This is a genomic window from Phyllobacterium sp. OV277 (assembly GCF_900104355.1).
Lineage (GTDB): Bacteria > Pseudomonadota > Alphaproteobacteria > Rhizobiales > Rhizobiaceae > Phyllobacterium.
This window is the reverse complement of the sequence record NZ_FNIY01000002.1, coordinates 669,126-693,133: the sequence shown is the minus strand read 5'-3', so window position 1 is coordinate 693,133 and position 24,008 is coordinate 669,126. Positions and strand designations below refer to the sequence as shown.

The following is a 24,008-nucleotide window of genomic DNA, read 5'->3' as shown; positions in this document are numbered from 1 at the left end:
GCACAAACACTGGATCGTTTCAGAATGTTCAGGCCGAATTACTTGAGGTTCGGCGCGATGGCGATGCAGGCTTCGCAAAGACCAGCGACGGAAGCCACTGAGCTTTCAAAGGCCTTTTCTTCGGTCTTGTTGAGATCGATTTCGATGATGCGTTCCACGCCGCCAGCACCGATGATCACAGGCACGCCGACATACATGTCCTTGACGCCGTACTGACCGGAAAGATGCGCGGCAACAGGTAGAACGCGCTTCTTGTCCTTCAGGAAGGCTTCAGCCATCTGGACTGCCGAGGAAGCCGGTGCGTAGAAGGCCGAACCGGTCTTCAGCAAACCAACGATTTCCGCACCACCATCACGGGTGCGCTGGATGATCTGGTCGAGCTTTTCCTGACTGGTCCAACCCATCTTGACGAGATCAGGCAACGGAATACCGGCAACGGTCGAGTAACGGGCCAGCGGCACCATCGAATCGCCATGACCGCCGAGAACAAAAGCGGTGACGTCTTCGACCGAAACCTTGAATTCATCGGCGAGGAAATAACGGAAGCGGGCGCTGTCGAGAATGCCAGCCATGCCGACAACCATGTTCTTTGGCAGACCGGAGAACTTCTGCAGGGCCCAGACCATCGCATCGAGCGGGTTGGTGATGCAGATGACGAAAGCGTTGGGTGCATACTTCTTGATGCCCGCGCCAACCTGTTCCATGACCTTAAGGTTGATACCGAGCAGATCGTCGCGGCTCATGCCGGGCTTGCGCGGTACACCTGCGGTCACGATGACCACATCCGAACCCTCGATCGCCGAATAATCATTGGCGCCGACGAGCTTGGCGTCAAAGTCATCAACCGGTGATGACTGGGCAATATCGAGCCCTTTGCCCTGAGGAGTGCCTTCTGCGATGTCGAAGAGCACGATATCACCGAGCTCCTTGAGCCCGATCAAATGTGCCAATGTTCCACCGATCATGCCTGAACCGATGAGGGCGATTTTGTTACGTGCCATGCTGGTTACTTCCCTGATCTGAAGTCTGGACGGACGCCAAAGGACAACAACGACGTTGGGCAGAGCCCATGACCATGCGCCTTTGCGTTGGGACGTTCGAATATTCCTCTTTCAAAAATAACTCAACCAAAAATTTTCCCCCCAATAAATTCAATCGTTTAGATTTGATGGGATTTACGTAAACGTCAATTGAATTTAGCCTGAGGAAGGATTTTCTGGCGTTATCTAACATAGGCAACATATCAAAATGATGAAATAAGGGCGACCCGCATCACAGTCATTTGATAGCGAACTCAGGCCTCTGCGGGTCCTGATTCTTCAGCTATAGGTGCGGCTTCCGCGAGATAGTCCGCGCTCTGCATTTCAAAGAGGCGCGAAGCTGTGCGGTCAAACTCGAAAGCCTCGGTGCCGCGATTGGCCTCATAAAGCTTATCAGGCGAAGCTGCCGCGGAAATTACCACATGCACATGGTGATCATAGAGAATGTCGATGAGAATGATGAACCGCTTGGCCTCGTTGCGTCTGGAGTAGTCAAGAATCGGAACGTCATCGATAAAGATTGTCTGGTACCGCGAAATAATGGCTGCATAGTCCAATGCACCCAATGGCTTTGAGCAAAGATCAGCGAATGTAAAACGCGCCACATGACGGGCCGCCTGCGGAACAATAACCGTGCGGCCCTTGACCTTGAAACTGTCTTCGGCAACGGTCGCCCCATCGGTCGCCGCATGCCAGGCGTCATCCATTTTGCGCGTTGTATCCTCGCTCAGCGGTGAGAGATAAACCGGCATGCGGTTGAGTTTTTCCAGCCGGTAATCCGTACGCGCGTCCAGATTGATAACGTCAACATTGGTTTTCAAGAGATCGATAAAGGGCAGAAAAAGCTGCCGGTTCAACCCGTCCCGATAAAGATTGTCAGGTTCCACATTGGATGTGGCGACGAGGACAACACCGCGCTCGAACAATGCCTTAAACAGCCGTGACAGAATCATTGCGTCGGCAATATCAGTCACGGTGAATTCATCGAAGCACAGGACCCAAGCCTGTTCCGCCAGCGCATCGGCGACGGGCGGGATAGGATCATCCTGTTTGGTCTCGCCATTCTTGTGCGCTTTTCGATGCGCATTGATGCGCTCGTGCACGTCGGCCATGAAATCGAGAAAATGCGCACGGCGTTTGCGTTTGGCTGGAACGAGCTGATGAAACATGTCCATCAGCATGGTTTTGCCGCGCCCGACCTCACCGAAAATATAAAGACCCTTGATCACCTCGTGGCGCGGCGAACGGCGGCTGAACAGCCAGCCCAGCGCGCTGGATTTGGTCGCAAGCCGCTTTGTTGCCAGTTCACGGATCAGCCGGTCGAACCGGCTTGCAAGAAGCTCTTGGGCTGGGTCCGCATCAATATCCCCGGCTTGCACGAGCGAATCATAGCGCTCGCGCACGGAGGGGAACACTTTCAGATTATCGTGCGACATGCGAACTGCAGTCTCCGGACGTGTGCAGCGGGCGAACCTGTGCTGCACACTCCCATTTTGGGCTTAACGTGACAGGCTCACACTCTGTCCACCAGTGGTCTGACCATCAAACCGCGACGACCCGGATGAATAGAGCCGAGCGACAGTGCCACCCGCTGCATCATAAAGGGTGAGCTGCTTGCCGCTGACTGCCCATGATGTGAGGTTTGCAAGCTCACCCGGACAGCGCAACGGACCGGCGCGATAACCCTGACCAAACTTTGTCTGTGGCGTTGCGATTTTGCAGCTCTGGCCACCAAGCGAAGCATTCCACACGCCTGCGACGCTGCTGGCCGTCACATCAGGTGCATTTGCCGGTGGGAGTGACGCAACCTGCGTCCCCTGACCACCCGGTGCAGCGCCATTGCCCGTCGTCGGCGCTGTCGGAAACTGGTTGGCGCCGCCGGGAGGCGGCAACTGGCTCTGGGTCACGGACCCGGCCGGCGCAGATTGCAACGGAGCGGGTGAAGGTGTGACACGGTCCATATCATTGTCAAAACGCGTACTCTGGCATCCTGCCAGAACCATGCCGACAGCGGCAACGGCCAGCAAATTGACGTTCAAAGTCCCCATAGTCTTACTCTCCATCTACGCATCAAACAGAAAAAATGCGATTCGACTTGGCATTTATTAACCACGATAAAAGGGTATCGCGGCGAAATTTCAACCCGTCACGCGGCAAAACCGGCCTGTTTGCGGCCGATGCCCGTGGCAGAAGCGTCAAAAACTTGCCGAACTGGCAATATCGCCACACTGTTCAGGTCTGTTTCCGATTGGTGGAAACCATACGCTTGTTTCAAGTCAATCATTTTAAGGTGAATAAAGTCTTATGATGGCGCAAACGACTGATGACGGAAATGTGTGAAGAACCCCATTGAAGTCCGCAAGACCGAAAGGTATTTGTTGAGTATGACACTCATAAATAAAACACCCCAAAGAATCCGCCACGAAACCCGCCTGCGCCTCCTTGAAGTGCAGGACGTCAAACATCTGACGCCCCTCATGGTGCGCGTGACACTCGCCGGTGATCAGCTGGATGGGTTTGTCAGCGCAGGATATGGCGATCATATCAAGGTTTTCTTCCCGCCCGCCGGCAGCGGGCCGATTGTCCCGGTTCTGGGTCCCGATGGCATCAGCTTTCCGGAAGACAAGCCGCGTCCGGAAATGCGTGACTACACACCTCGAAACTATCACCCGGCAACCAACACCCTCGATGTCGATTTTGTGCTGCATGGTGATGGACCAGCTTCCACATGGGCGGCACAGGCAAAAGCCGGCCAGCAGATTGTCATCGGCGGGCCGCGCGGCTCGATGATCATTCCGGATGCCTATGACTGGTATTTCCTCGCAGGTGATGAAACGGCCCTGCCCGCTATCAGTCGCCGACTGGAAGAATTACCGGCATCGGCGCGCGTCGTTGCGGTTATTGAGGTCGCTGACAAAGCCGAGGAACAGAATATCAAGACCAGCGCCAAGGCCGAGACCATCTGGGTTCACCGCAACGGAGCGGAAGCGGGCAATAACGATCTTCTGCTGCAAACCGTCAAAAGCCTCGCCCTGCCGGAAGGCGATTGCTATGCCTTTATCGCCTGTGAAAGCGGGATTTCGAAATCGGTGCGCAATCACCTCGTTGAAGAGCGCGGCTTCAACAGCGAATGGGTGAAGGCCGCTGGCTATTGGCTGCGCGGCGTTGCTGACGCACACGAACCCCACTGACATATACTTACATTGCCGGGCTGACAGTGCTGGGGTAGGGTTGGCGCCCTCCCCATAAGGACAAAACGATGTCTCAGCCGCAAAATACCCGTATCGTGCTTGCATCCCGGCCGCTTGGCCCTGTGAAGCCTGACAATTTCCGCATCGAAACCCAGCAGATACCTGCACCCGGTGACGGCGAAATATTACTCAAGATCCTGTTCCTGTCCCTTGATCCTTATATGCGCGGTCGCATGGATGATGCAGAATCCTATGCTGCTCCAGTCGCCGTCAACGCCGTGATGGAAGGCGGGACTGTTGCCGAGGTGGTCGAGAGCAGGCATCCCGATTTTCATCCCGGTGATATCGTTCTTTCTCACTCCGGCTGGCAGAGCTACGCCATTTCCAATGGCGTTGGCCTGCGCAAGCTTGACCCGAACGCCGCTCCCCTCTCGACCGCTGTCGGTATTCTCGGTATGCCCGGCTTCACCGCCTATGCGGGTCTCCTGACCATCGGCCAGCCCAAGCCCGGAGAAACAGTTGTCGTTGCGGCTGCCAGCGGTGCAGTGGGGGCAACCGTTGGTCAAATCGCACGAATCAAAGGAGCGAGAGCCATTGGCATTGCGGGCGGCGCGGAAAAATGCGCTTTCATTCGCGATGAGCTTGGTTTCGATGTCGCCATTGATCACCGGGCGCCTGACTTTTCAGCGCAGTTGAAACTGGCCTGCCCAAAAGGCATTGACGTCTACTTCGAAAATGTCGGTGGCGCCGTCTGGGATGCGGTTTTTCCGCTGCTCAACACCTTCGCCCGCATCCCCGTCTGCGGTCTCGTCGCGCAATATGACGAACTTGACCTGTCGGGCAAGGATCGCCTGCCCGTGCTCATGCGCGACATTCTGAAGAAGAGCCTGACGGTACGCGGTTTCATCCAGCGCGAATTTGTCGATCAGCGGCCCTTATTCCTTGAAACCATGAGTGGATGGTTGCGTAGCGGTGAAGTCAAATACCGCGAAGATATTGTTGATGGGCTCGCCAATGCGCCCGAAGCTTTTATGGGGCTTCTGAAAGGGCATAATTTCGGCAAGCTGGTCATCCGCGTCGCCTGATAGCAGATGTATCTGATTGCCAGTGCCGTAGCTTTGATAAGGCTGGTACTGGCAATTCTTCACCTTTTCCGCCATATAAGCCCTCTATCGACATCAGAATGGCAATACAGGCTGACGGAAGCATGGCAGTGCGCGCGCAATTTGCAAAGATGAACGGACTTGGTAACGAGATAATCGTTGCCGACATGCGTCACCATACCGACCATGTTGCACCCGGTGCAGCCATAGCGCTCAATAATGATCCTGCGACAAAGTTCGATCAGATCATGGCGATCCACGCACCACGCAGGCAAGATGCGGATGCCTACATTGAGATCATCAATTCTGATGGTACGCAGGCGCAGACCTGCGGCAATGGCATGCGCTGTGTCGTGCAGGCGCTTGCCACTGAAACCGGCAAGCGGGAATTCACTTTCGAAACGATTTCTGGAATCATCACAGCCCACGAGCATCCCGATGGCCTGATTTCCGTCGATATGGGAATGCCGCGTTTTGACTGGCAGGATATTCCGCTGGCTGAGCCTTTCCACGACACGCGCAAGATCGAATTGCAGATCGGGCCCATCGATGCGCCTGTGCTGCATTCACCTTCCGTTGTCAGCATGGGCAACCCGCATGCGATCTTCTGGGTCGATCAGGATGTCTGGACCTATGATCTGGAGCGTTTTGGCCCGTTGCTCGAAAATCATCCGATTTTCCCCGAGCGCGCCAATATCTCGATTGCCCATGTGACCAGCCGCAACGCAATTACTTTGCGTACCTGGGAACGCGGTGCCGGCCTTACACGCGCCTGTGGCTCGGCTGCCTGCGCATCAGCTGTTTCGGCTGCCCGTACCGGCCGCACCGAACGCACGGTGACAGTCACTGTCCCCGGTGGTCCGCTCGTAATCGAGTGGCTGGAAAACAATCACGTCCTGATGACCGGCCCGGCTGAATGGGAATTCTCCGGCTCATTTGATCCGCATACCGGCGAATGGCAGCGCGACGAAGCAACACCATCGCAGGGAGCTGCCTGATGGCTGTGGACGTCGTTACCTTTGGTTGCCGCCTCAACACCTATGAATCCGAGGTGATGAAGCGCGAAGCCGATGCAGCCGGACTTGGCGCGCTGGAAAATGGCGCGATTATCTTCAACACCTGCGCCGTCACCAGCGAAGCAGTCCGTCAGGCGCGTCAGGCCATCCGCAAGGCACGCCGCGACAATCCGCAGGCACGCATTATTGTCACCGGCTGCGCCGCACAAACAGGCGCCGACGAGTTCGCCGCCATGGATGAAGTCGATCTCGTTCTCGGCAATGAAGAAAAACTGAAATCCAATTCCTATCGCATGCTGCCGGATTTTGGTGTGAACCAGTTCGAGAAAGTGCGCGTCAACGACATCATGGAAGTGCGCGAAACGGCTTCCCACATGGTCGATGCCATCGAGGGCCGTGCCCGCGCCTTTGTTCAGGTGCAAAATGGCTGCGATCATCGCTGCACCTTTTGCATCATCCCCTATGGCCGCGGCAATTCCCGTTCCGTGCCGATGGGCGGTGTTGTCGAACAGGTCAAGCGGCTCGTTGGCAATGGCTATAATGAAGTGGTTCTGACAGGCGTCGATATGACCAGCTATGGTCCTGATCTGCCGGGTAGCCTGCGTCTTGGCAAGCTGGTAAAAACCGTGCTGGGCCAAGTGCCTGATCTGAAACGCCTGCGCCTCTCGTCCATCGACTCCATTGAGGCAGATGATGACCTGATGGAAGCACTGGCGACGGAAAGCCGCCTGATGCCGCATCTGCATCTGTCGCTGCAATCGGGTGACAACATGATTCTGAAGCGGATGAAGCGGCGTCACTCGCGCGAAAACTCCATGGAATTCTGTGAGAATGTTCGCAATATCAGGCCCGACATTGTTTTCGGCGCTGATATTATCGCTGGCTTTCCCACTGAAACCGATGAAATGTTCGAAAATTCCATGCGCATTGTCGAAGAATGCGGACTGACACATCTGCATGTCTTCCCCTTTAGCCCGCGCGAAGGCACACCGGCTGCCCGCATGCCGCAGGTGAACAGGCAAATCGTCAAGGCCCGCGCTGCCCGGCTGCGTGCGGCTGGCGAGACAGCCTATCGTGCCCATCTCGACCGTCTTGTTGGTACGACCCAAAAAATACTCATCGAACGCGAAGGTCTTGGCCGTTCGGAAGGATTTACCCTTGTCGGCCTGAATGGCGGCGTTCCGGGTGAAATTATTGAACGGCCGATCAGCGGACATGATAGCGACAAGCTGCTGGCCGCAGACAGCGACCGGCGCGCAGCGTAATCACAACGAGCAAAGCAGCATTCATGGCTCTGGGTTTTATCAAGAAGATATTTTCATTCGGCAAAAAGGAAGTTGTCGAAGAGGCGCCGGCGGAAGTGCCCGTTGCAGCGCTCGAAGCGCCCATTCATCAGACAACCGAACAGGTCTATGAAGACACGACTGCGCAGGAATCATTGCCCCTTTCGACAGATCCAGAACCTGTTGAAACTGAGATCATCGAAGCCGGACCAAAAGACGAGCCCACGCCCGTAGCAGAAGCAAATCTCGTCGAACAACCGGCCGAGCCGGAGGTGCTGGTCGAAGCAGAGCCGATTGTCATAGAGCCTGCTATCACAGAAGAACCAGCACCTGCAGTGTTGGAACCGGAACCCGAAACCGCGGCAGAACTTCAGCAACCCGTTGAACCGGAAATCCTGCCCGAGCCTGTACCTGCGGCACCTCCGGCAGAACCCGAAATAGTAGCGGTACCGGAACCAGAACTAGAACCAGTTGTTGAAGAAGATCGCCCGGTTCCAATCACTTTGCCGGAAGAACCTTTCGAACAGACCATTGCCGAGAGGGTCATACCGCCGGTCCACGTACCCGAGATTGAACCCGCCATAGACGTACCGGCACCGGTTGAACCAATAGCACCGGCAAAACCTGCCTCGTCAAAAGTAACCGTGACCAAGACGGTTGAGGAAAAGCAGGCTGAGGAGCCGGTTGCTGCCGAACCGGAAAAACGGCTTTCATGGTTCGAACGTCTGCGCAAGGGTCTCTCGCGCTCATCGCAACAATTGGGCGATTCCATCGGCGGCATCTTCACGCGGCGCAAGCTTGACGAAGACACGCTGCAAGACCTTGAAGATGTGCTGATTCAGGCGGATCTCGGCATGGAAACCGCAATCCGCATCACTGGATCTCTGAGCGCGACGCGCTATGGCAAGGACATTAGCACGGAAGAAGTCCGAACCATCATGGCAACGGAAATCGAAAAGGTGCTCGGACCGGTAGCAAAGCCACTGGAACTCGACCTTTCCCATAAACCGCACGTGATTCTGGTCGTTGGTGTCAACGGCACCGGCAAGACAACGACCATTGGCAAGCTTGCTGCAAAACTGACCGCGGGCGGTCTCAGCGTCATGTTGGCCGCAGGCGATACATTCCGCGCGGCGGCCATTGAACAACTGCATATCTGGGGTAAACGCACAGGAGCACCGGTGGTTTCATCAAAGCTTGGTGCTGATGCCGCAGGCCTTGCCTATGATGCATGGCAGCAGGCGAAAGAAGCTGGAAGTGACGTCCTGATTATCGACACAGCCGGACGGCTGCAGAACCGTACGGAACTGATGGACGAGCTTGCAAAGATTGTCCGCGTTCTCGGGAAGAACGATCCGGAAGCGCCACACACGGTGCTACAGACTCTTGATGCCACCACCGGTCAGAACGCGCTCAATCAGGTCGAGATTTTCAAGAACATCGCCGGTGTCAACGGCCTCGTCATGACCAAGCTAGATGGTACGGCGCGTGGCGGCATTCTTGTTGCCATTTCGGCCAAGCATAAATTGCCTGTCTATTTCATCGGTGTCGGCGAACAGGTCGAAGACCTCGAACCCTTCGCTGCCAAAGATTTTGCCAAAGCCATCGCAGGAGTTGCTTGATGGACCAATCCGTATTTGAACGTGACCCTTCCGATCCTTCCCGTAAGGAAGTCGCGCCACTTCTCAAACTGGCACTTGAACTCGGGCCACTAATGGTCTTTTTCTTTGCCAATGCCCGCGGTGAATGGCTGATCGAGCGATTTCCAGTGCTGTCTACTATTGGTGAGCCGATTTTTATCGCTACGGCCCTGTTCATGGCCGCGACCGCCATTGCGCTGATCACATCTTGGATAATGACGCGCAGCCTGCCGATCATGCCACTTATCTCAGGCATTGTCGTTTTGATCTTCGGTGCGCTAACGCTTTATCTGCACAATGAAACCTTCATCAAGATGAAGCCAACCATCGTTAATGCGCTGTTCGGAATTATTCTGCTTGGCGGCCTCTATTTCGGCAAATCCTTGCTTGGCTATGTCTTCGACAGTGCCTTCAAGCTTGACGCAGAGGGCTGGCGCAAGCTCACCATGCGCTGGGGCATTTTCTTCCTGTTTCTGGCTGTATTGAACGAAGTGGTCTGGCGCAGTTTCTCCACGGATTTCTGGGTTGCTTTCAAGGTCTGGGGTACCATGCCGATCACCCTGCTTTTCACATTCGCGCAGATGCCGCTGGTGATGAGACATTCGCTTGAGCCGCTGCTGGACAAACGCAAAGAAAAATAGTCGCCACAATTGAGCTGAAAAGAACCGCAATTCCTGACAGATCGCGACCAAATCCCGCCGCGATCCGGGCTCAGCTATCGCTTTGACGGCAATTCTATCCGGAAAGAGCGCGAACCATGAAAACGGCCCTCATTGTCATGACCCTGATGGGTTGTGACTGCGATGCAAAAATCTGCGAATATATCAAAACCGCCGATTCAGGCTGGACCAGCGTCGAGAATTGCCGGGCAGATCTTGAGAATCAGATTCGCAAGACTGCAGGGGTAAGCTATCCGCTGGTGACCGCGACCTGCACCATCAAGGCGAAACATCCGTCAACCTTGGTCGCAAGCCGCTCATTTGCTATTCCCCAGCCCGCACCGGATCGACCACTTGATACCATCGCACTGGGCACGCCCATTGATGCCCCCGTAACCGTCGCGCAGAAAACCTCCTTCGGCTACCGGATGATTGAGGTGCCGTTGGCCCATGCCTATGACAGCACGGCGGAAGCCGCCTCGCGCGCAAGCGGATGGGTCCGCCGTTACGCGATGCTCGACAGCGAATAACGGATTTATGGCTTCAGAGCTTTCTCGATCGCGGGCATCAGATCGTCCCGGATCGAGACCTCGCTGAATGGTCCGACGTGCTTGTAAAGAATCGTACCGTCACGGCCGACAAGAAAAGTTTCCGGCACGCCATAAACGCCCCATTCTATTCCGGCACGACCGCTTGCATCCACCCCGATCACGTCGAACGGATTGCCCAGCTCGCCAAGGAAACGCAGCGCGTTCTCGTCTTTGTCCTTGTAATTAAGACCAGCAAGGCGGAAACGTTTGTCTTTAGACAGTTGCATCAGCAGGGGATGTTCAGCCCGGCACGGCACGCACCATGAACCGAACACGTTGACCAGCGTCAATTGCCCCTTGAACGAAGCGGGATCGATCCCCTGAACAGGCTGACCGTTTTTGGTTAAACCTGCCAGCGCCGGAAGCGTCAGCTTTGGCACCGGCTTGCCGATCAATGCCGATGGAATAACACTTTCATCGCGTCCCAGCGCCAGCTGAAAAGCAAAGATACCGGCGAGAACCACGAAAAGCAGTAGAGGCAGGAAGGCAAACAGCGAGAAGCGCTTGCGGGGTACCTGCTCCGTAATATCAGGTCCGCTCACGATGCGCCGTCCGTTCGAGCCTCGGAGCGACGGCGCACGCCGCGCGTTTCCAGTTCCTGCAATGCGCGCCGTTGAGCCCGCTGGTCGATCAATATCCAGCTGACAAGCGCCACGAGCACAACAATGGAAACACCATAAGACGCCAGAACAAAGCCGGTATGGGTCATCATTGCGTTCCCCTCCGCTCAGCACTGCGGGCCGCGATACGGCGCATGGCAACGACGCGCCTGCGCCAGATTTCATTGCGCATGGCCATCATGTGCAGCGTGAAAAACAGCAACGTGAAACCAACAGCCATGACCAGTAACGGCCAGAGCAATGACGGATGTATCGTCGGCCCGCCCATCCGAATAACGGAAGCGGGCTGATGTAGCGTATTCCACCAGTCGACGGAGAATTTGATAATCGGGATATTGATGAAACCGACCAGCGTCAGGATAGCCGTTGCCTTGGAGGATTTCGCTGGATCGTCCATCGCCCGTGTCAGGGCAATAATGCCGAGATACATCAGGAACAACACGAAAACCGACGTCAAACGCGCATCCCAGACCCACCAGGTACCCCACATGGGCTTACCCCACAGCGAACCGGTTATCAGGGCGAGTGCGGTAAAAGCAGCACCAATAGGCGCTGCCGCCTTGGCTGAAACATCCGCCAGGGGATGACGCCACACCAGCGTTCCAATCGCGGAAATGCTCATGACCGTGTAGCACATCATCGACAGCCACGCGAAAGGCACATGGATGAACATGATCTTGACGGTCGAGCCCTGCTGATAATCATCAGGCGCCTGAAACGACATCCACAATCCCGCAGCCAGAACCAGCAAGGTGATTCCGACAAGCCATGGCAGAACGATACCCGCGAAATTGATAAACCGGGTGGGATTAGCCAGATCGACCCAGCGGCGAGCCTTTGACACTGCTTCACTCATGGCGATTTTGTAGCTTCCCCCGCTCTGTTTCGCAATTCACCATCACATCGTGCGCCTGTTCACCCATGTCAATCGGCTGACGATTTCAGCGCCGCAGCCGCAGCCAATGGTCCAATGACGGCAAAGAACAGTGTAATTGCAATCAGAATAAGGAAGGGCGCGACAAAAGGCGCAGGGTCCTCCACAGCGCCATAGGCCGCCGATACGCCAAAAATCAGCACTGGAATGGTCAGCGGCAGGATGATCACCGATACGAGCAGACCGCCTCGCGGCAGTGCCACAGCGACCGCCGCACCGACAGCCCCTATCAACGTGATTGCAGGCGTACCAACAAGCAGCGTCAGTGTAGTAGCGCCGATGGCGGCGGGCTCCATATTCATAAAAAGGCCGAGCAGAGGAGAAGCTATAACAAGCGGCAAAACACTTGTGGTCCAGTGTGCCAGACATTTGATGAGAACGGTCAGAGCCAAGATGTGCCGGTCTGAAGCCATGATCAGCAAGTCGAGAGAGCCATCATCGCGATCCGCCTGAAACAGCCTGTCGAGACCAAGCAGCGTAGCCAGCAATGCACCGATCCATAGCATGGCTGCGCCGATGCGGCTTAGCAGCTTGAGATCCGGCCCAACACCGAATGGCACAACAGCAATGACTGCCAGAAAGAATAATATTCCGATAAGAACACCACCACCGGCGCGCAGACCCAATCGTGTGTCGCGTAGAAAGAGCGAGAGCATCAGGCGCTATACTCCCGACTTCCGGCATGATCCTGCCCATTGCCTCCCATCACGAGCTCTTGTGCGTCGCCAAGCCCCAGGGGCAAATGAGTCGCGGCAACTACAATTCCTCCGCTCGTCAGATGCCCACGCATCAATCCGGCAAATTGCTCTTCCGATGCCTTGTCGAGACCTGCCGTCGGTTCATCCAGCAACCAGACCGGCCGATGGCTGATCAATAGCCGTGCAATACTTGCCCGTCGTTTTTGCCCGGTTGAGAGATAAGCAAAAGGCAGATGTCCGATATCACCGAGTTGGACACGGTCCAGCGCCTCGCGAAGTGTGTGTTGTCCAGCGCCGTTAAATGACTGCCAGAAACGCAAATTCTCTTCGATGCTCAAAACCGGCTTCATGGCATTGAGGTGACCGAGATAATGACAGGCACCAACAAGGCTCTCGAAACCGGCAGGTGCATTATCAAGCCGGATACTTCCCTCTGCCTTCTCCAGAAGTCCTGCAATGATTCGCAGCAGTGTAGATTTTCCCGCACCATTAGGTCCGGTAATCATCAGCGCCTCTCCGCCTGCAATGGTGAAGTTTAGCCCGGAAAATAGAATCTCCCCGCCCCGCTCTCCTGCCAGATTTTCGGCGACTAACCGCATGAAGTTCCCGCTCTTTATTGAATCTGGACCAGCGCATGTGCATTTCGACGCAGCCCGTATTTTTGACGAATGTCGGTCTGGCACAGATCGACGAAAATCTCTATATAGCAGTCAACCATACCAGCGGTCGGTGTGGAAACCATTTTTGGCCGATCTCCATACGGGCACCTTTTCGGACCTGTAGCGGGACGGACAGCGGAAATGACTGCACCCGCACCTTAGCGCGTCCTTGAAACGCGGCAAAGGCGTTCGTCCCGGGTGAGGCCAGTAGCATAAGGACGACGCAACATGTCTCAAATCGACAGTTTCAAATGCCGTAAAACCCTAACCGTAGGGGATAAGGAATATGTTTATTACAGCTTGACCGAAGCTGAGAAAAACGGCCTGGAAGGCATTTCCAAACTTCCTTTCTCCATGAAAGTCCTCCTCGAAAACCTGCTTCGCTTTGAAGATGACCGCTCGGTTTTCAAGAAGGACATTGAAAACGTTGCCAAATGGCTTGTTGACCGCGGGAGTGCGGGTGCGGAGATCGCCTATCGCCCGGCACGGGTTCTGATGCAGGACTTCACCGGTGTTCCGGCGGTTGTTGATCTGGCTGCAATGCGCGATGCGATGGTCAATCTGGGTGGTGACCCGGAGAAGATCAACCCGCTGGTGCCTGTCGATCTGGTTATTGATCACTCGGTCATCGTTGATGAATTCGGCAATGCGCAGGCATTCAAGCGCAATGTGGATCTGGAATATGAACGCAATGGCGAGCGCTATCGCTTCCTGAAGTGGGGCCAGCAGGCGTTCAAGAACTTCCGCGTTGTTCCGCCCGGCACCGGCATCTGCCATCAGGTCAATCTGGAATATCTGGCGCAGGCCGTCTGGACCAAGGAAGAGGACGGCGTCACCGTTGCCTATCCCGATACCTGCGTTGGTACCGATTCGCACACAACCATGGTCAATGGCCTTGGCGTGCTTGGCTGGGGTGTTGGCGGCATTGAAGCTGAAGCGTCCATGCTGGGCCAGCCTGTATCCATGCTGCTGCCAGAGGTTATTGGCTTTCGCCTGACCGGCAAGGTCAAGGAAGGCGTGACAGCAACCGATCTGGTGCTGACCGTCGTGCAGATGCTGCGCAAGAAGGGTGTTGTCGGCAAATTCGTTGAGTTCTTCGGCCCCGGCCTTGAAAGCATGACGCTGGCTGACCGTGCCACCATCGGCAATATGGGTCCGGAATATGGTGCGACCTGCGGCTTCTTCCCAATTGACCGCGAGACGATCAACTACATGCACATGTCCGGCCGCGATGAAGAGCGTCTGGCACTGGTTGAAGCCTATTCCAAGGCACAAGGCATGTGGCGTGAGCCGGGTTCCGCCGATCCTGTCTTCACCGATACGCTGGAACTCGAACTCAGCACTGTTGTTCCATCCATGGCTGGTCCGAAGCGCCCGGAAGGTCGCATTGCGCTGGAAGGCATTGCTGCCGGTTTCCGCGAGTCGCTGCAGAAGGAATACAAGAAAACCACCCAGCTTGACGCCCGCTATGCGGTTGAAGGCGAGGATTATGATCTCGGTCATGGCGATGTTGCCATTGCGGCAATCACCTCCTGCACCAACACGTCAAACCCGAGCGTGCTGATTGCAGCTGGTCTTCTCGCCCGCAATGCTGCCGCCAAGGGTCTGAAGTCAAAACCATGGGTCAAGACTTCACTCGCTCCCGGTTCGCAGGTTGTGGCCGCCTATCTCGAAAGCGCAGGCTTGCAGGTTGAACTCGACAAGCTTGGTTTCAATCTCGTTGGCTTTGGCTGCACCACCTGCATCGGCAATTCGGGCCCGCTGCCAGCGCCGATTTCCAAAACCATCAACGACAAGGGTCTGATTGCGGCGGCTGTTCTTTCCGGCAATCGCAACTTTGAAGGCCGCGTCTCCCCTGATGTGCAGGCCAACTATCTGGCTTCACCGCCACTGGTTGTTGCCTATGCGCTGGCCGGATCGGTCACCAAGGACCTGACGACAGAACCGCTCGGCGAAGACCAGAACGGCAATCCGGTGTTCCTCAAGGACATCTGGCCGTCTTCGCATGAGATTCAGGAGTTCATCACCAAGAACGTCACCCGCAAGCTGTTTTCCGCCAAATATGCGGATGTGTTCAAAGGCGATCAGAACTGGCAGGACGTCAAGGTTCCGGCAGGTCAGACCTACGCATGGGACGACAATTCGACCTATGTGCAGAACCCGCCTTACTTTGTCGGCATGGGCAAGACACCGGGCATCGTCAATGACATCAAGGGGGCGCGCATTCTTGGTCTGTTCGGCGACAAGATCACCACCGACCACATTTCTCCGGCCGGTTCGATCAAGGCGGCTTCGCCTGCAGGCAAGTATCTTACCGATCACGGTGTGGCACCGCTCGACTTCAACCAGTACGGCACACGGCGTGGCAACCACGAAGTGATGATGCGTGGCACCTTTGCCAATATCCGCATCCGCAACCACATGCTCGGCGAGAACGGCCGTGAAGGCGGTTACACGATCCATTACCCCTCGAAAGAGGAAATGCCGATCTATGATGCGGCCATGCAGTACCGCACCGAGAATGTCCCGCTGGTCATCTTTGCCGGTATTGAATATGGCAACGGTTCATCGCGTGACTGGGCAGCCAAGGGCACCAACCTTCTCGGCGTGCGTGCTGTGATCTCCCAGTCGTTCGAGCGCATCCATCGTTCGAACCTCGTCGGCATGGGCATTGTCCCGTTCGTGCTTGAGGATGGCACCAGCTGGCAGTCACTTGGTCTGAAGGGCGACGAGACGGTTTCGATCGAAGGGCTTGCCACGATCCAGCCACGCCAGAAGACCCATGCCACGGTCACGTTCGCCGATGGCACCGTCAAACAGGTCCCGCTGATCTGCCGCATCGATACAATCGATGAACTCGAATACCTCAAGAACGGCGGCATCCTCCAATACGTTCTGCGAGATCTTGCTGCTTAAACCAGCGAATATGTGAAGAAATGAAAGGCCGCCGGGCAACCGGCGGCCTTTTTTGCGCGGTTTATCCAATATTTATAAGGTTTTGCCTGTAAACGTGATTGAATTCACCTCAAAGTGACTTCCTCTTGATATAACGCATCCCTATCAATTATCTGGCAATCACTCTCATAGAAGATCGAAGAAGAATTCGGGAAGAAAGCTCGTACCCTTGACCCTGCGCCCTCTGTTCAAAGCCATTCTCGTCGCCAGCCCGCTCGTTGCGGCTGCTACGTTTGCTTGGCCAGTTTGCGCTGAGGACATTGGCAAGAAACCCGATGGCGTGGTCGAACTCTATACCTCGCAGGGCTGTGGCTCCTGTCCTCCCGCCGATGCTGTGCTCAAGCAACTGGTTGCGGAAGGCAAGGTTGTCGCTCTGGCTTTTCACGTTGACTACTGGGACTATCGTGGCTGGATCGACAATCTCGCATTGCCCGAAAATACCGCGCGCCAGAATGCCTATCGCAAGGCGCTTGGTCTGACAGGTGTCTATACACCTCAAGCAATCCTCAACGGCCGCGAACACGTCAATGGTCAGGATGGCACGCGTATCCGCCGCCGAATCGATGAGATGCGCAGTAATGATTCTGGCTTGTCCGTACCCGTTTCCATCGAAAAAACGGCGCCTGATCGGCTGATTATCAATATTGGTGAAGGCCCGGCCGCAAAAAATCCGGTGCGCGTTCTCCTTGCCTATTTCAACAAGGAAACCATTGTCTCCATCCCCGATGGGGAGAATGGCGGACGCAATGTGAGCTATGCCAATAGTGTGCGCGCCATGGAAACGGTTGGTATGTGGGATGGCAAATCACAGAAGATCGAAATTCCGTTGACCGAGATCGCCAGCAAGAAGGCCTCGGGCTGCGCTGTCCTGTTGCAGGAGATGCTTGGTGAGGGCAAACCGGGCCCGATTATCGGCGCATCGATCATGACAAAGCCCTGATTTTAAAAGCTATTCCTGAAAAAGAAAAAAGGCTGGTAGAACCAGCCTGGAGTCTTGGGGCTTGTTGTCATCTGGGAGACTGAATGGTTCGGCCAGAACAGCCCGTTTGGGCGGGGGGCTTGGGGTATCGGACCGCTCAAGGCCGAACCGTCTCAGACAACACGTGCAAGTTCGGTCTGGAATCAGGCGGCAATGCGAAGGTAAAGTGGCGAAAGTGTGACCCTGTATCACCAATCGAAACAACACGTATTGCTTCGTGAGAAAGTCCTTTGGCGACAGGTTTTATACTCATTTATCGAGGCTTTGCGCGATACGGCCTTGTAAATATGGGCGGAACAGGTCACCCTTCTGTCATCCAGTTGTCATACAGCAAATCTAAAGGCGGATTGATTGATGGACAGCAATGCAGGTGGCGACGAATCGCAACAGCAGGCAAAACTCATTTCACTCTCCAGCGCACGCGATCTACCCGTTACATTCAATCGGCGGGAACTTGATCAAATCCTCAGAATATATGGTTTTATGGTCTCGTCAGGTGAATGGCGCGATTATGCCATTGATCATCTGAGTGACCGCGCCGTGTTTTCCGTGTTTCGTCGCACCAGCGAAGTGCCGATGTACCGTATTGAAAAGAATCCGCGACTGGCGCGCAAGCAAGGTGCCTATAGCGTGATTGCCGCAAGCGGCCTTATTCTCAAACGTGGCATGGAACTCGACCGCGTCTTGAAGATTTTCGACAAATCCCTGCGGATCGTAAAGAGCTAGAAATGCTCAACCTTTCAGGGGCGTTGTACCTGGAAGTGTATCCGTACCGCCGTTCATGTCGAGCTGCATCAGGACCGTATCCAGCCAGCGGCCATGCTTGAAACCGGAACCTTTGATTATCCCCGAATGTTTGAACCCGCAACTTGCGTGCAGACGCACCGATGCCGATGCATCGTGGCCATCGCCAACCACAGCGATGAACTGACGGAAGCCAAGCGCCGTGCAATCGATAATCAACCGTTGCAACAGGGCTTTGCCGATGCCTTTGCCTTTGGCTTCGGGTGCGATGTAGATCGAATCCTCCACGCTCCACCAATAGGCTGGGCGGGTGCGGAAATAACTGGCATAGGCATAACCGGCGACCACACCGTTGATCTCCGCCACACAATAGGGAAAGCCGTCACTGGTGATCGTGTGAAACCGGCGCGTCATTTCGGTCAGATCAGGTGGTTCGATTTCATAGGTGGCGGTGCCATACAAAACAGCATCGCGATAGATAGCAGTGATTGCGGGTAGGTCGGAGGGCTGGGCAGGACGGATATGGAGGCTGGTCATGAAGCACAATCGGTTTGTAAACATAAGATTATGGTGTGCGTGGTTCGACAAGCTCACCATGAGGGGGAGGGTTGGATGCAACACTAATCGCAAGCGTTGCAGAATATAACTCCCCTCATCCTGAGCCTGTCGAAGGGCGAACCACGCACTATGCTTTTCGTAACGTCCAAAGAAAAGGGCAGCGTCACCGCTGCCCTCGTTCGTCCGTTTATGTCGCCTGCGATCAGTTACGGTTGCCCAGGAACTGCAGCAGGAACATGAACATGTTGATGAAGTCGAGATAGAGACGCAGCGCACCCATGATAGCCTTACGGCCATAAGTGTCTGAACTGTCACCCTCGTAGTACATTTCCTTGATGCTCTGCGTGTCATAGGCAGTCAGGCCAGCAAAGACCAGAACACCGATCGCCGAGATTGCGAACTGCAAAGCACTCGACTGCAGGAAGATATTGACCAAACCTGCAAGCAGAATGCCGATCAAGCCCATGAACAGGAACGAGCCCATTCCAGAGAGATCGCGCTTTGTTGTGTAGCCGTAAAGCGACAAAGCACCGAAAGATGCAGCGGTGATGAAGAATGTCTGGACGATGCTGCCCGATGTAAACACCAGAAAGACTGTCGACAGTGAAAGACCTACAAGCGCAGCATAAACCCAGAATGTTGCCTGGGCTGCAGGAACCGACATTTTTTCAATGCGGAAGCTCAGGAAGAACACTGCGGCGAGCGGTGCGAGCATGACAACCCATTTCAACGGCGATGTATAGAAAACAACACCGAAGCTCGTCAGCATCTTGCCGTTTGACATTTGTGCTGCGGCAAGGGAAGGATCATTGGTGGTTGCGAGATAAACGATTGCGAGTGCGGCCAGACCGGTCACTGCGAGACCGATCCCCATCATGTTATAGACCTTCAGCATGTAGCTGCGCAGACCTTGATCGATCCCCGCGTCCACACGCACTCCGGCCGATGTACGGGCCTGGATGTTGCGATAGTCAGCCATGGTTTTCCTCATTGCTACGTCCCGTCGGGTGTCGGGGGTTATTCCCAGGCGCCGCTGGCGGGACCCCAGCATGCCTTGTGCTGAATTATGGGGACTCAACAGGGCGATAACAAGTCCTGTTTTGCTCAAGATCGCGTGTTGGGCCACCAAACGGGCGTAAAACGTGCAAATATTACGCTTTTTTAACAATTTCAGAGGTTTCGCAGGATTGGCGCAGCCTTTTGACCTAGGATTCTCCATGTTCCCGCCAAACCGAATCCTACAGTCAAAACCAGAGCCAGCATCACTGTTGAAATGGCCACTTCGGGTTGAAATGAAGCAGGCAACTTCATGACCTGTACAATCACGTACCAGGCAGCCAGCCCGCCGGCGAAAAGCGCAAAGGTCGCCGTTGCCAATCCAAGGATCACGTACTCATAGCTGAAAGCTTTGATGAGTGTGCGCCGGGTCGCGCCAAGCGTCTTCAATACCACCGCATCGTGTACACGGGCACGATTACCAGCGGCAAGCGCTCCGCCAAGCACAAGGATCGAGGCAATCAGCGCCACCGATGCCGCCGCACGGATGGCAACGGCCAGCTGGCCCACAAGTTCATTGGCAATTGAAATTGCATCCTTGACCCGCACAGATGTGACAGCCGGGAAGGCACGGGTAACGTCACGCATGACCGTTGCATCTTCCTGCGTGGTTGCCGAAGGGTCAGTCAAAGTGGCGAGCCATGCGTGAGGAGCGCCGGCAAAGGCATTGGGCGAGAAAACCATGACAAAATTGATTGCCAGAGATTCCCACTGAACTTGCCGGAAATTGGCGATCCGTGCCGTAACATTGCGACCAAGCGCATTCACCGTGACTGTATCGCCCAATTTAAGGCCGAGATTGCGCGCCTCTTCCGCCGAGAATGACACCAGCGGCTCACCCGCATAATCCTCCGGCCACCAATTGCCGGCTGTAAGGACCGAATTCTCAGGTATCTTCTTCGCATAGGTAATGCCGCGATCGCCGCGCAATACCCATGCCCCTTCCGGCGGTATGGTGAGCTTGCCAATATCCGTGCCGTTGAAGGCAACGATACGTCCACGCAACATGGGTGCGCTGACGATTTTACCCTGCGGCGCGGCCTTCTGCAGAAGGCTGGTGAACTGGTCGACCTGCGTGCTCTGGATATCGACAAAGAAGAAGTTTGGCGCTCTTTCTGGCAAATTACCTGCCAACTGCTGGCGCAGGCTGCCGTCGATCAAGGCGAGTGTCACCAGAAGTGTCAAACCCAGACCAAGCGACAGGACAACCGACGGCGTCAACGCACCCGGTCGGTGAATATTGCCGATGGCAAGGCGAAGTGCCGTGGAGCGAACCCGTGGCGCGCGGCGCGCAAGCCATTGCACGAGGCTGGAAACTGCGCGCAGCACGAGGAACGAAAATGCAACGGCACCAATGAATGTGACTGCTATACGCCGGTCGTAAGCAAAGAACACTGCCAACAGACAAAGGATGGCGACAAGGGCGACCGCCACAGCGATATAGACGGGTTTCGGCCAGCCGCGCTGATCAAAACCCTGCTCGCGGAACAGGGCAGTTGCCGGAATGTCCCGCGCCCGGCCCAGTGGCAGAATGGCAAAGGCGAGCGTGGTCAACAGGCCAAATAGTGCAGCCCAGGCGAGCGCTCCGGGATAAAAGCCGCCCTTGGCCGCGATTGGCAGCACACTCTGCAGGGCGTAGCCTGCCACATAAGGAATAATTGCCGCGAGAACCAACCCGATTGCGATACCGATAAGAGCAATCAGCACAATCTGGATCAGATAAACGGCAATAACAAACCAACCCGGTGCGCCCAGCGACTTGAAGGTGGCGATGACACCACGCTTTCCATCGAGATAGGCGCGCACCGCATTGGCGACGCCTACGCCTCCGACGATCAACGCCGTTAGACCAACCAGTGTCAAAAACTGCGAGAACCGCTCGACATTGGCACTCAGAGACGGCGCGGCATTGGTACGGCTGCGGATGGTCCAGCCTGCCTGCGGGAACTTCGTTTGCGCCTCGTTACGAATAGCAGTGATATCACCTTCGCTGACACCTGCTGGCAGGGCAATCTTGTAGCTGTGCTCGACCAGGCTGCCCGGCTGAACCAGTCCAGCAGCCCGCAATCCATCAAGCGACACCAGAAAACGCGGCGCGAATCCAAAACCATCGGACAGAACATCCGGCTCGTTGTTGATCACAGCCCGTAACTCGAATGTTGCAGAACCGAGCAATACCCGATCACCCAGCTTGAGATTAAGCCGATCGAGAAAAATCTGCGCAACAGCGGCGCCGAATGCTCCGTTTTTGCCAGCAAAGAGCGCATCTCTGTCCAGCGTCGGCGCCGTATCGAGCGTGCCGTAGAGCGGATAGGCATTATCGACCGCCTTTACCTCCACCAGCGACTGATCAGAGCCATCGGCCAAACGAGCCATGGATCGCATATTGGCGCTGACAGCAACGCGGCCCTTGCTTTCTACAAAGGCGCGCTCATCCGGATTGACCTCACGCTGGTTGAGTTGAAAACGGATATCGCCACCTAAGATGCTTTGGCCCTGTGTGGAAATGCCTGATGTCACCGAATTGGCAACCGAGTTGACCCCGCCAATGGCGGCAACGCCCAAGGCAATACAGGCAAGGAAAATGTAAAACCCTGACAGGCCATTGCGCATCTCGCGCAGAGCGAAACGCAGCGCCAACCGCAAAGATGGCGACTTGGGAGAACTGGTCGCACTCATGCGGTTTTCTTCAGCTCGGGTGCATCTTCATCCGCCTCGATCAATCCGGAACGAACACGAATTTCGCGATCGCACCGGGCAGATAGTGCGGGATCGTGGGTGACAAGCACGAGGGTGAGGCCGAGATCTTTCTGTTTCTGGAACAAAAGGTCGGCAATCTGCCGGCCGGTGGTCGTATCAAGATTGCCAGTAGGCTCATCGGCAATCAGGATTTTCGGCGATGGTGCAAGGGCGCGGGCAATGGCCACGCGTTGTTGCTCGCCGCCCGACAATTCTCCGGGATAATGGGTCACGCGGTCCGCCAGTCCGACCGCTGCCAGTTCACGCTCGGCGATGGCAAACGCATCGGGGTTGCCAGCCAGCTCCAACGGAACAGCAACATTTTCAAGCGCGGTCATATTCGGAATAAGATGAAAGGACTGAAAAACGATACCAATATTCGTGCCGCGAAAGGCTGCCGTCGCATCCTCAGTCATAGTCTCCAGCTTTTGCCCGGCAATCTCGACCGAGCCGGAATCGATCCGTTCCAGCCCGGCCAGAACCATCAGCAAGGTTGACTTTCCGGAACCTGATGGTCCGACAATTCCCACCGATTGCCCGCTGTTAATGGCAAGCGATATGCCTTTGAGAACATGGACGGAGGAAGCACCCGACCCAAGAGTCAACTCAATGTGATCGAGCGTGATGACGGATTTAGTCACGAAAGCAGATCCTTTACGATATGGTCGACACTGACTTTAGTCGCATCCGGTCAGATATGGGTACCCGAAGATGATATTCAAACCATTGATAAAGATGATTGTGTCGCTCGGCCTTGTTGCCCTGCCATCCTTCGCCTTGGCCAATCAAAATGCCGTGTCCGGTCATGCGCTCTCTGTCGTCGGATTTGGCGACAGTCTGATGTCTGGCTTTGAACTTCCGGTTCAGGACTCCTTCACCGCCCAGCTGGAAAAATCGCTGAAAGGCAAGGGCGTTGAGATTTCAATCGCCAATGCCGGTGTCGCCGGTGACACGACGACGGGCGGCCTTGCGCGTCTCGACTGGTCCGTTCCGGATGGTACTGATCTTGTCATTCTCGAACTTGGTGCCAATGATGCGTTGAGGGGCATCTCGCCAGAGATTAGCGAAAAGAACCTGGCTGAGATGATCGAGAAACTGCAGAAGCGCAAAATTCAGGTTATTCTTGCCGGAATGCTCGCTCCGCCAAATATGGGCGGCGATTACGAACAGAAGTTCAACGCAATCTTCCCCGATCTTGCCAAGAAATATGACGTTCCACTCTATCCGTTCTTCATGGATGGCATCGCGACACAGGCATCGCTGCTACAGGCCGATGGCATGCATCCGACGACGGAAGGTGTCGCCGTGATGGTGAAGGGTTTCCTTCCGATCATGCAAAAAACAATCAAGCAGCCGACGGTTACGTCAGATACATCGGATAGTACCGATCAGTAAGGTTGCATAGAGCCTGCGACAAGACCAGCCACGGGCCTGACTGACCACCCGGATGCTCCTTAACCTTGGGGGCAAGCCATCCACATTGTTGTCATCTTAACACCACATCTTGCGTGTCTTATTTGTCGCGGCGCAAAAGAATGTGAAAT

Annotated in this window: 23 protein-coding genes; 11 read left to right on the top strand and 12 right to left on the bottom strand. The window is 55.4% G+C overall.

What is annotated here, in order from left to right; genetic code table 11:
* Nucleotides 1-38 precede the first annotated feature (38 nt).
* The 3 genes from mdh to BLU05_RS09345 form a co-directional block, all read right to left on the bottom strand.
* On the bottom strand, nt 39-1,001 hold the full coding sequence (mdh, locus tag BLU05_RS09355) for a malate dehydrogenase (protein WP_091879456.1): 963 nt from the start codon (nt 999-1,001) through the stop codon (nt 39-41).
* 293 nt (nt 1,002-1,294) lie between these two features.
* The gene (zapE, locus tag BLU05_RS09350; RefSeq protein ID WP_091879454.1) at nt 1,295-2,476 is read right to left on the bottom strand and encodes a cell division protein ZapE; all 1,182 of its coding nucleotides are present in this window, start codon (nt 2,474-2,476) and stop codon (nt 1,295-1,297) included.
* A gap of 63 nt (nt 2,477-2,539) precedes the next feature.
* Nucleotides 2,540-3,088: a protease inhibitor Inh/omp19 family protein gene (locus BLU05_RS09345; protein WP_091879453.1), complete on the bottom strand. Its 549-nt coding sequence runs from the start codon at nt 3,086-3,088 to the stop codon at nt 2,540-2,542.
* 336 nt (nt 3,089-3,424) lie between these two features.
* Between BLU05_RS09345 and BLU05_RS09340 the strand changes: the two genes are divergently transcribed.
* The 7 genes from BLU05_RS09340 (at nt 3,425) to BLU05_RS09310 (ending at nt 10,462) form a co-directional block, all read left to right on the top strand.
* The gene (locus BLU05_RS09340; protein ID WP_091879451.1) at nt 3,425-4,231 is read left to right on the top strand and encodes a siderophore-interacting protein; all 807 of its coding nucleotides are present in this window, start codon (nt 3,425-3,427) and stop codon (nt 4,229-4,231) included.
* Nucleotides 4,232-4,299: 68 nt separating this feature from the next.
* A complete protein-coding gene (locus tag BLU05_RS09335; protein ID WP_091879450.1) occupies nt 4,300-5,316 on the top strand; it encodes an NADP-dependent oxidoreductase in 1,017 nt (338 codons plus the stop codon).
* 122 nt (nt 5,317-5,438) lie between these two features.
* The gene (gene dapF / locus BLU05_RS09330; RefSeq protein WP_091879448.1) at nt 5,439-6,332 is read left to right on the top strand and encodes a diaminopimelate epimerase; all 894 of its coding nucleotides are present in this window, start codon (nt 5,439-5,441) and stop codon (nt 6,330-6,332) included.
* The gene (mtaB, locus tag BLU05_RS09325) at nt 6,332-7,615 is read left to right on the top strand and encodes a tRNA (N(6)-L-threonylcarbamoyladenosine(37)-C(2))-methylthiotransferase MtaB (protein ID WP_091879446.1); all 1,284 of its coding nucleotides are present in this window, start codon (nt 6,332-6,334) and stop codon (nt 7,613-7,615) included. The genes dapF and mtaB overlap by 1 nt, the downstream gene beginning before the upstream one ends.
* Nucleotides 7,616-7,638: 23 nt before the next feature.
* Nucleotides 7,639-9,255 (top strand): signal recognition particle-docking protein FtsY, encoded by a 1,617-nt coding sequence (gene ftsY, locus BLU05_RS09320; protein ID WP_091879445.1) that lies wholly within the window; start codon nt 7,639-7,641, stop codon nt 9,253-9,255.
* Nucleotides 9,255-9,914 carry a septation protein A gene (locus BLU05_RS09315; RefSeq protein WP_091879443.1) on the top strand — a complete coding sequence of 220 codons (660 nt, stop codon included), beginning with the start codon at nt 9,255-9,257 and terminating at the stop codon, nt 9,912-9,914. The genes ftsY and BLU05_RS09315 overlap by 1 nt, the downstream gene beginning before the upstream one ends.
* A 116-nt stretch (nt 9,915-10,030) precedes the next feature.
* The gene (locus tag BLU05_RS09310) at nt 10,031-10,462 is read left to right on the top strand and encodes a hypothetical protein (protein WP_091879442.1); all 432 of its coding nucleotides are present in this window, start codon (nt 10,031-10,033) and stop codon (nt 10,460-10,462) included.
* Nucleotides 10,463-10,467: 5 nt separating this feature from the next.
* Here BLU05_RS09310 and BLU05_RS09305 read toward each other — a convergent pair whose 3' ends face one another.
* The 5 genes from BLU05_RS09305 to ccmA all read right to left on the bottom strand — a co-directional run bounded on the left by BLU05_RS09305 (nt 10,468) and on the right by ccmA (nt 13,373).
* Entirely contained in the window at nt 10,468-11,064 is a 597-nt protein-coding gene (locus BLU05_RS09305; protein WP_091879440.1) for a DsbE family thiol:disulfide interchange protein, read from the bottom strand.
* On the bottom strand, nt 11,061-11,234 hold the full coding sequence (ccmD, locus tag BLU05_RS09300; protein WP_091879439.1) for a heme exporter protein CcmD: 174 nt from the start codon (nt 11,232-11,234) through the stop codon (nt 11,061-11,063). Before ccmD ends, BLU05_RS09305 begins: the two co-directional genes overlap by 4 nt.
* A complete protein-coding gene (locus tag BLU05_RS09295) occupies nt 11,231-11,998 on the bottom strand; it encodes a heme ABC transporter permease (RefSeq protein WP_091879437.1) in 768 nt (255 codons plus the stop codon). The genes ccmD and BLU05_RS09295 overlap by 4 nt, the downstream gene beginning before the upstream one ends.
* A gap of 68 nt (nt 11,999-12,066) precedes the next feature.
* Nucleotides 12,067-12,732, bottom strand: coding sequence for a heme exporter protein CcmB (gene ccmB, locus BLU05_RS09290; protein WP_091879436.1), 666 nt, complete (start codon nt 12,730-12,732; stop codon nt 12,067-12,069).
* On the bottom strand, nt 12,732-13,373 hold the full coding sequence (gene ccmA, locus BLU05_RS09285; protein ID WP_091879434.1) for a heme ABC exporter ATP-binding protein CcmA: 642 nt from the start codon (nt 13,371-13,373) through the stop codon (nt 12,732-12,734). The genes ccmB and ccmA overlap by 1 nt, the downstream gene beginning before the upstream one ends.
* A 288-nt stretch (nt 13,374-13,661) precedes the next feature.
* On the opposite strand from ccmA, the gene acnA reads away from it, so the two are divergent.
* The 3 genes from acnA (at nt 13,662) to BLU05_RS09265 (ending at nt 18,093) form a co-directional block, all read left to right on the top strand.
* Nucleotides 13,662-16,349, top strand: a complete 2,688-nt coding sequence (acnA, locus tag BLU05_RS09275) for an aconitate hydratase AcnA (RefSeq protein WP_091879433.1) — start codon at nt 13,662-13,664, stop codon at nt 16,347-16,349.
* A 208-nt stretch (nt 16,350-16,557) separates the two neighbouring features.
* The gene (locus BLU05_RS09270; protein ID WP_244518240.1) at nt 16,558-17,328 is read left to right on the top strand and encodes a DUF1223 domain-containing protein; all 771 of its coding nucleotides are present in this window, start codon (nt 16,558-16,560) and stop codon (nt 17,326-17,328) included.
* Nucleotides 17,329-17,721: 393 nt separating this feature from the next.
* Complete coding sequence (locus tag BLU05_RS09265; protein WP_091879430.1) at nt 17,722-18,093, top strand: DUF2794 domain-containing protein; 372 nt, start codon at nt 17,722-17,724, stop codon at nt 18,091-18,093.
* A gap of 6 nt (nt 18,094-18,099) precedes the next feature.
* Here BLU05_RS09265 and BLU05_RS09260 read toward each other — a convergent pair whose 3' ends face one another.
* The 4 genes from BLU05_RS09260 to BLU05_RS09245 form a co-directional block, all read right to left on the bottom strand.
* On the bottom strand, nt 18,100-18,648 hold the full coding sequence (locus BLU05_RS09260) for a GNAT family N-acetyltransferase (RefSeq protein ID WP_091880206.1): 549 nt from the start codon (nt 18,646-18,648) through the stop codon (nt 18,100-18,102).
* A 223-nt stretch (nt 18,649-18,871) separates the two neighbouring features.
* Nucleotides 18,872-19,648 carry a Bax inhibitor-1/YccA family protein gene (locus tag BLU05_RS09255; RefSeq protein WP_091879429.1) on the bottom strand — a complete coding sequence of 259 codons (777 nt, stop codon included), beginning with the start codon at nt 19,646-19,648 and terminating at the stop codon, nt 18,872-18,874.
* 191 nt (nt 19,649-19,839) lie between these two features.
* Nucleotides 19,840-22,404: an ABC transporter permease gene (locus tag BLU05_RS09250; RefSeq protein WP_091879427.1), complete on the bottom strand. Its 2,565-nt coding sequence runs from the start codon at nt 22,402-22,404 to the stop codon at nt 19,840-19,842.
* On the bottom strand, nt 22,401-23,105 hold the full coding sequence (locus tag BLU05_RS09245) for an ABC transporter ATP-binding protein (RefSeq protein WP_091879426.1): 705 nt from the start codon (nt 23,103-23,105) through the stop codon (nt 22,401-22,403). The genes BLU05_RS09250 and BLU05_RS09245 overlap by 4 nt, the downstream gene beginning before the upstream one ends.
* A 94-nt stretch (nt 23,106-23,199) precedes the next feature.
* Between BLU05_RS09245 and BLU05_RS09240 the strand changes: the two genes are divergently transcribed.
* Nucleotides 23,200-23,859 carry an arylesterase gene (locus BLU05_RS09240; protein ID WP_244518309.1) on the top strand — a complete coding sequence of 220 codons (660 nt, stop codon included), beginning with the start codon at nt 23,200-23,202 and terminating at the stop codon, nt 23,857-23,859.
* Nucleotides 23,860-24,008: the final 149 nt, after the last annotated feature.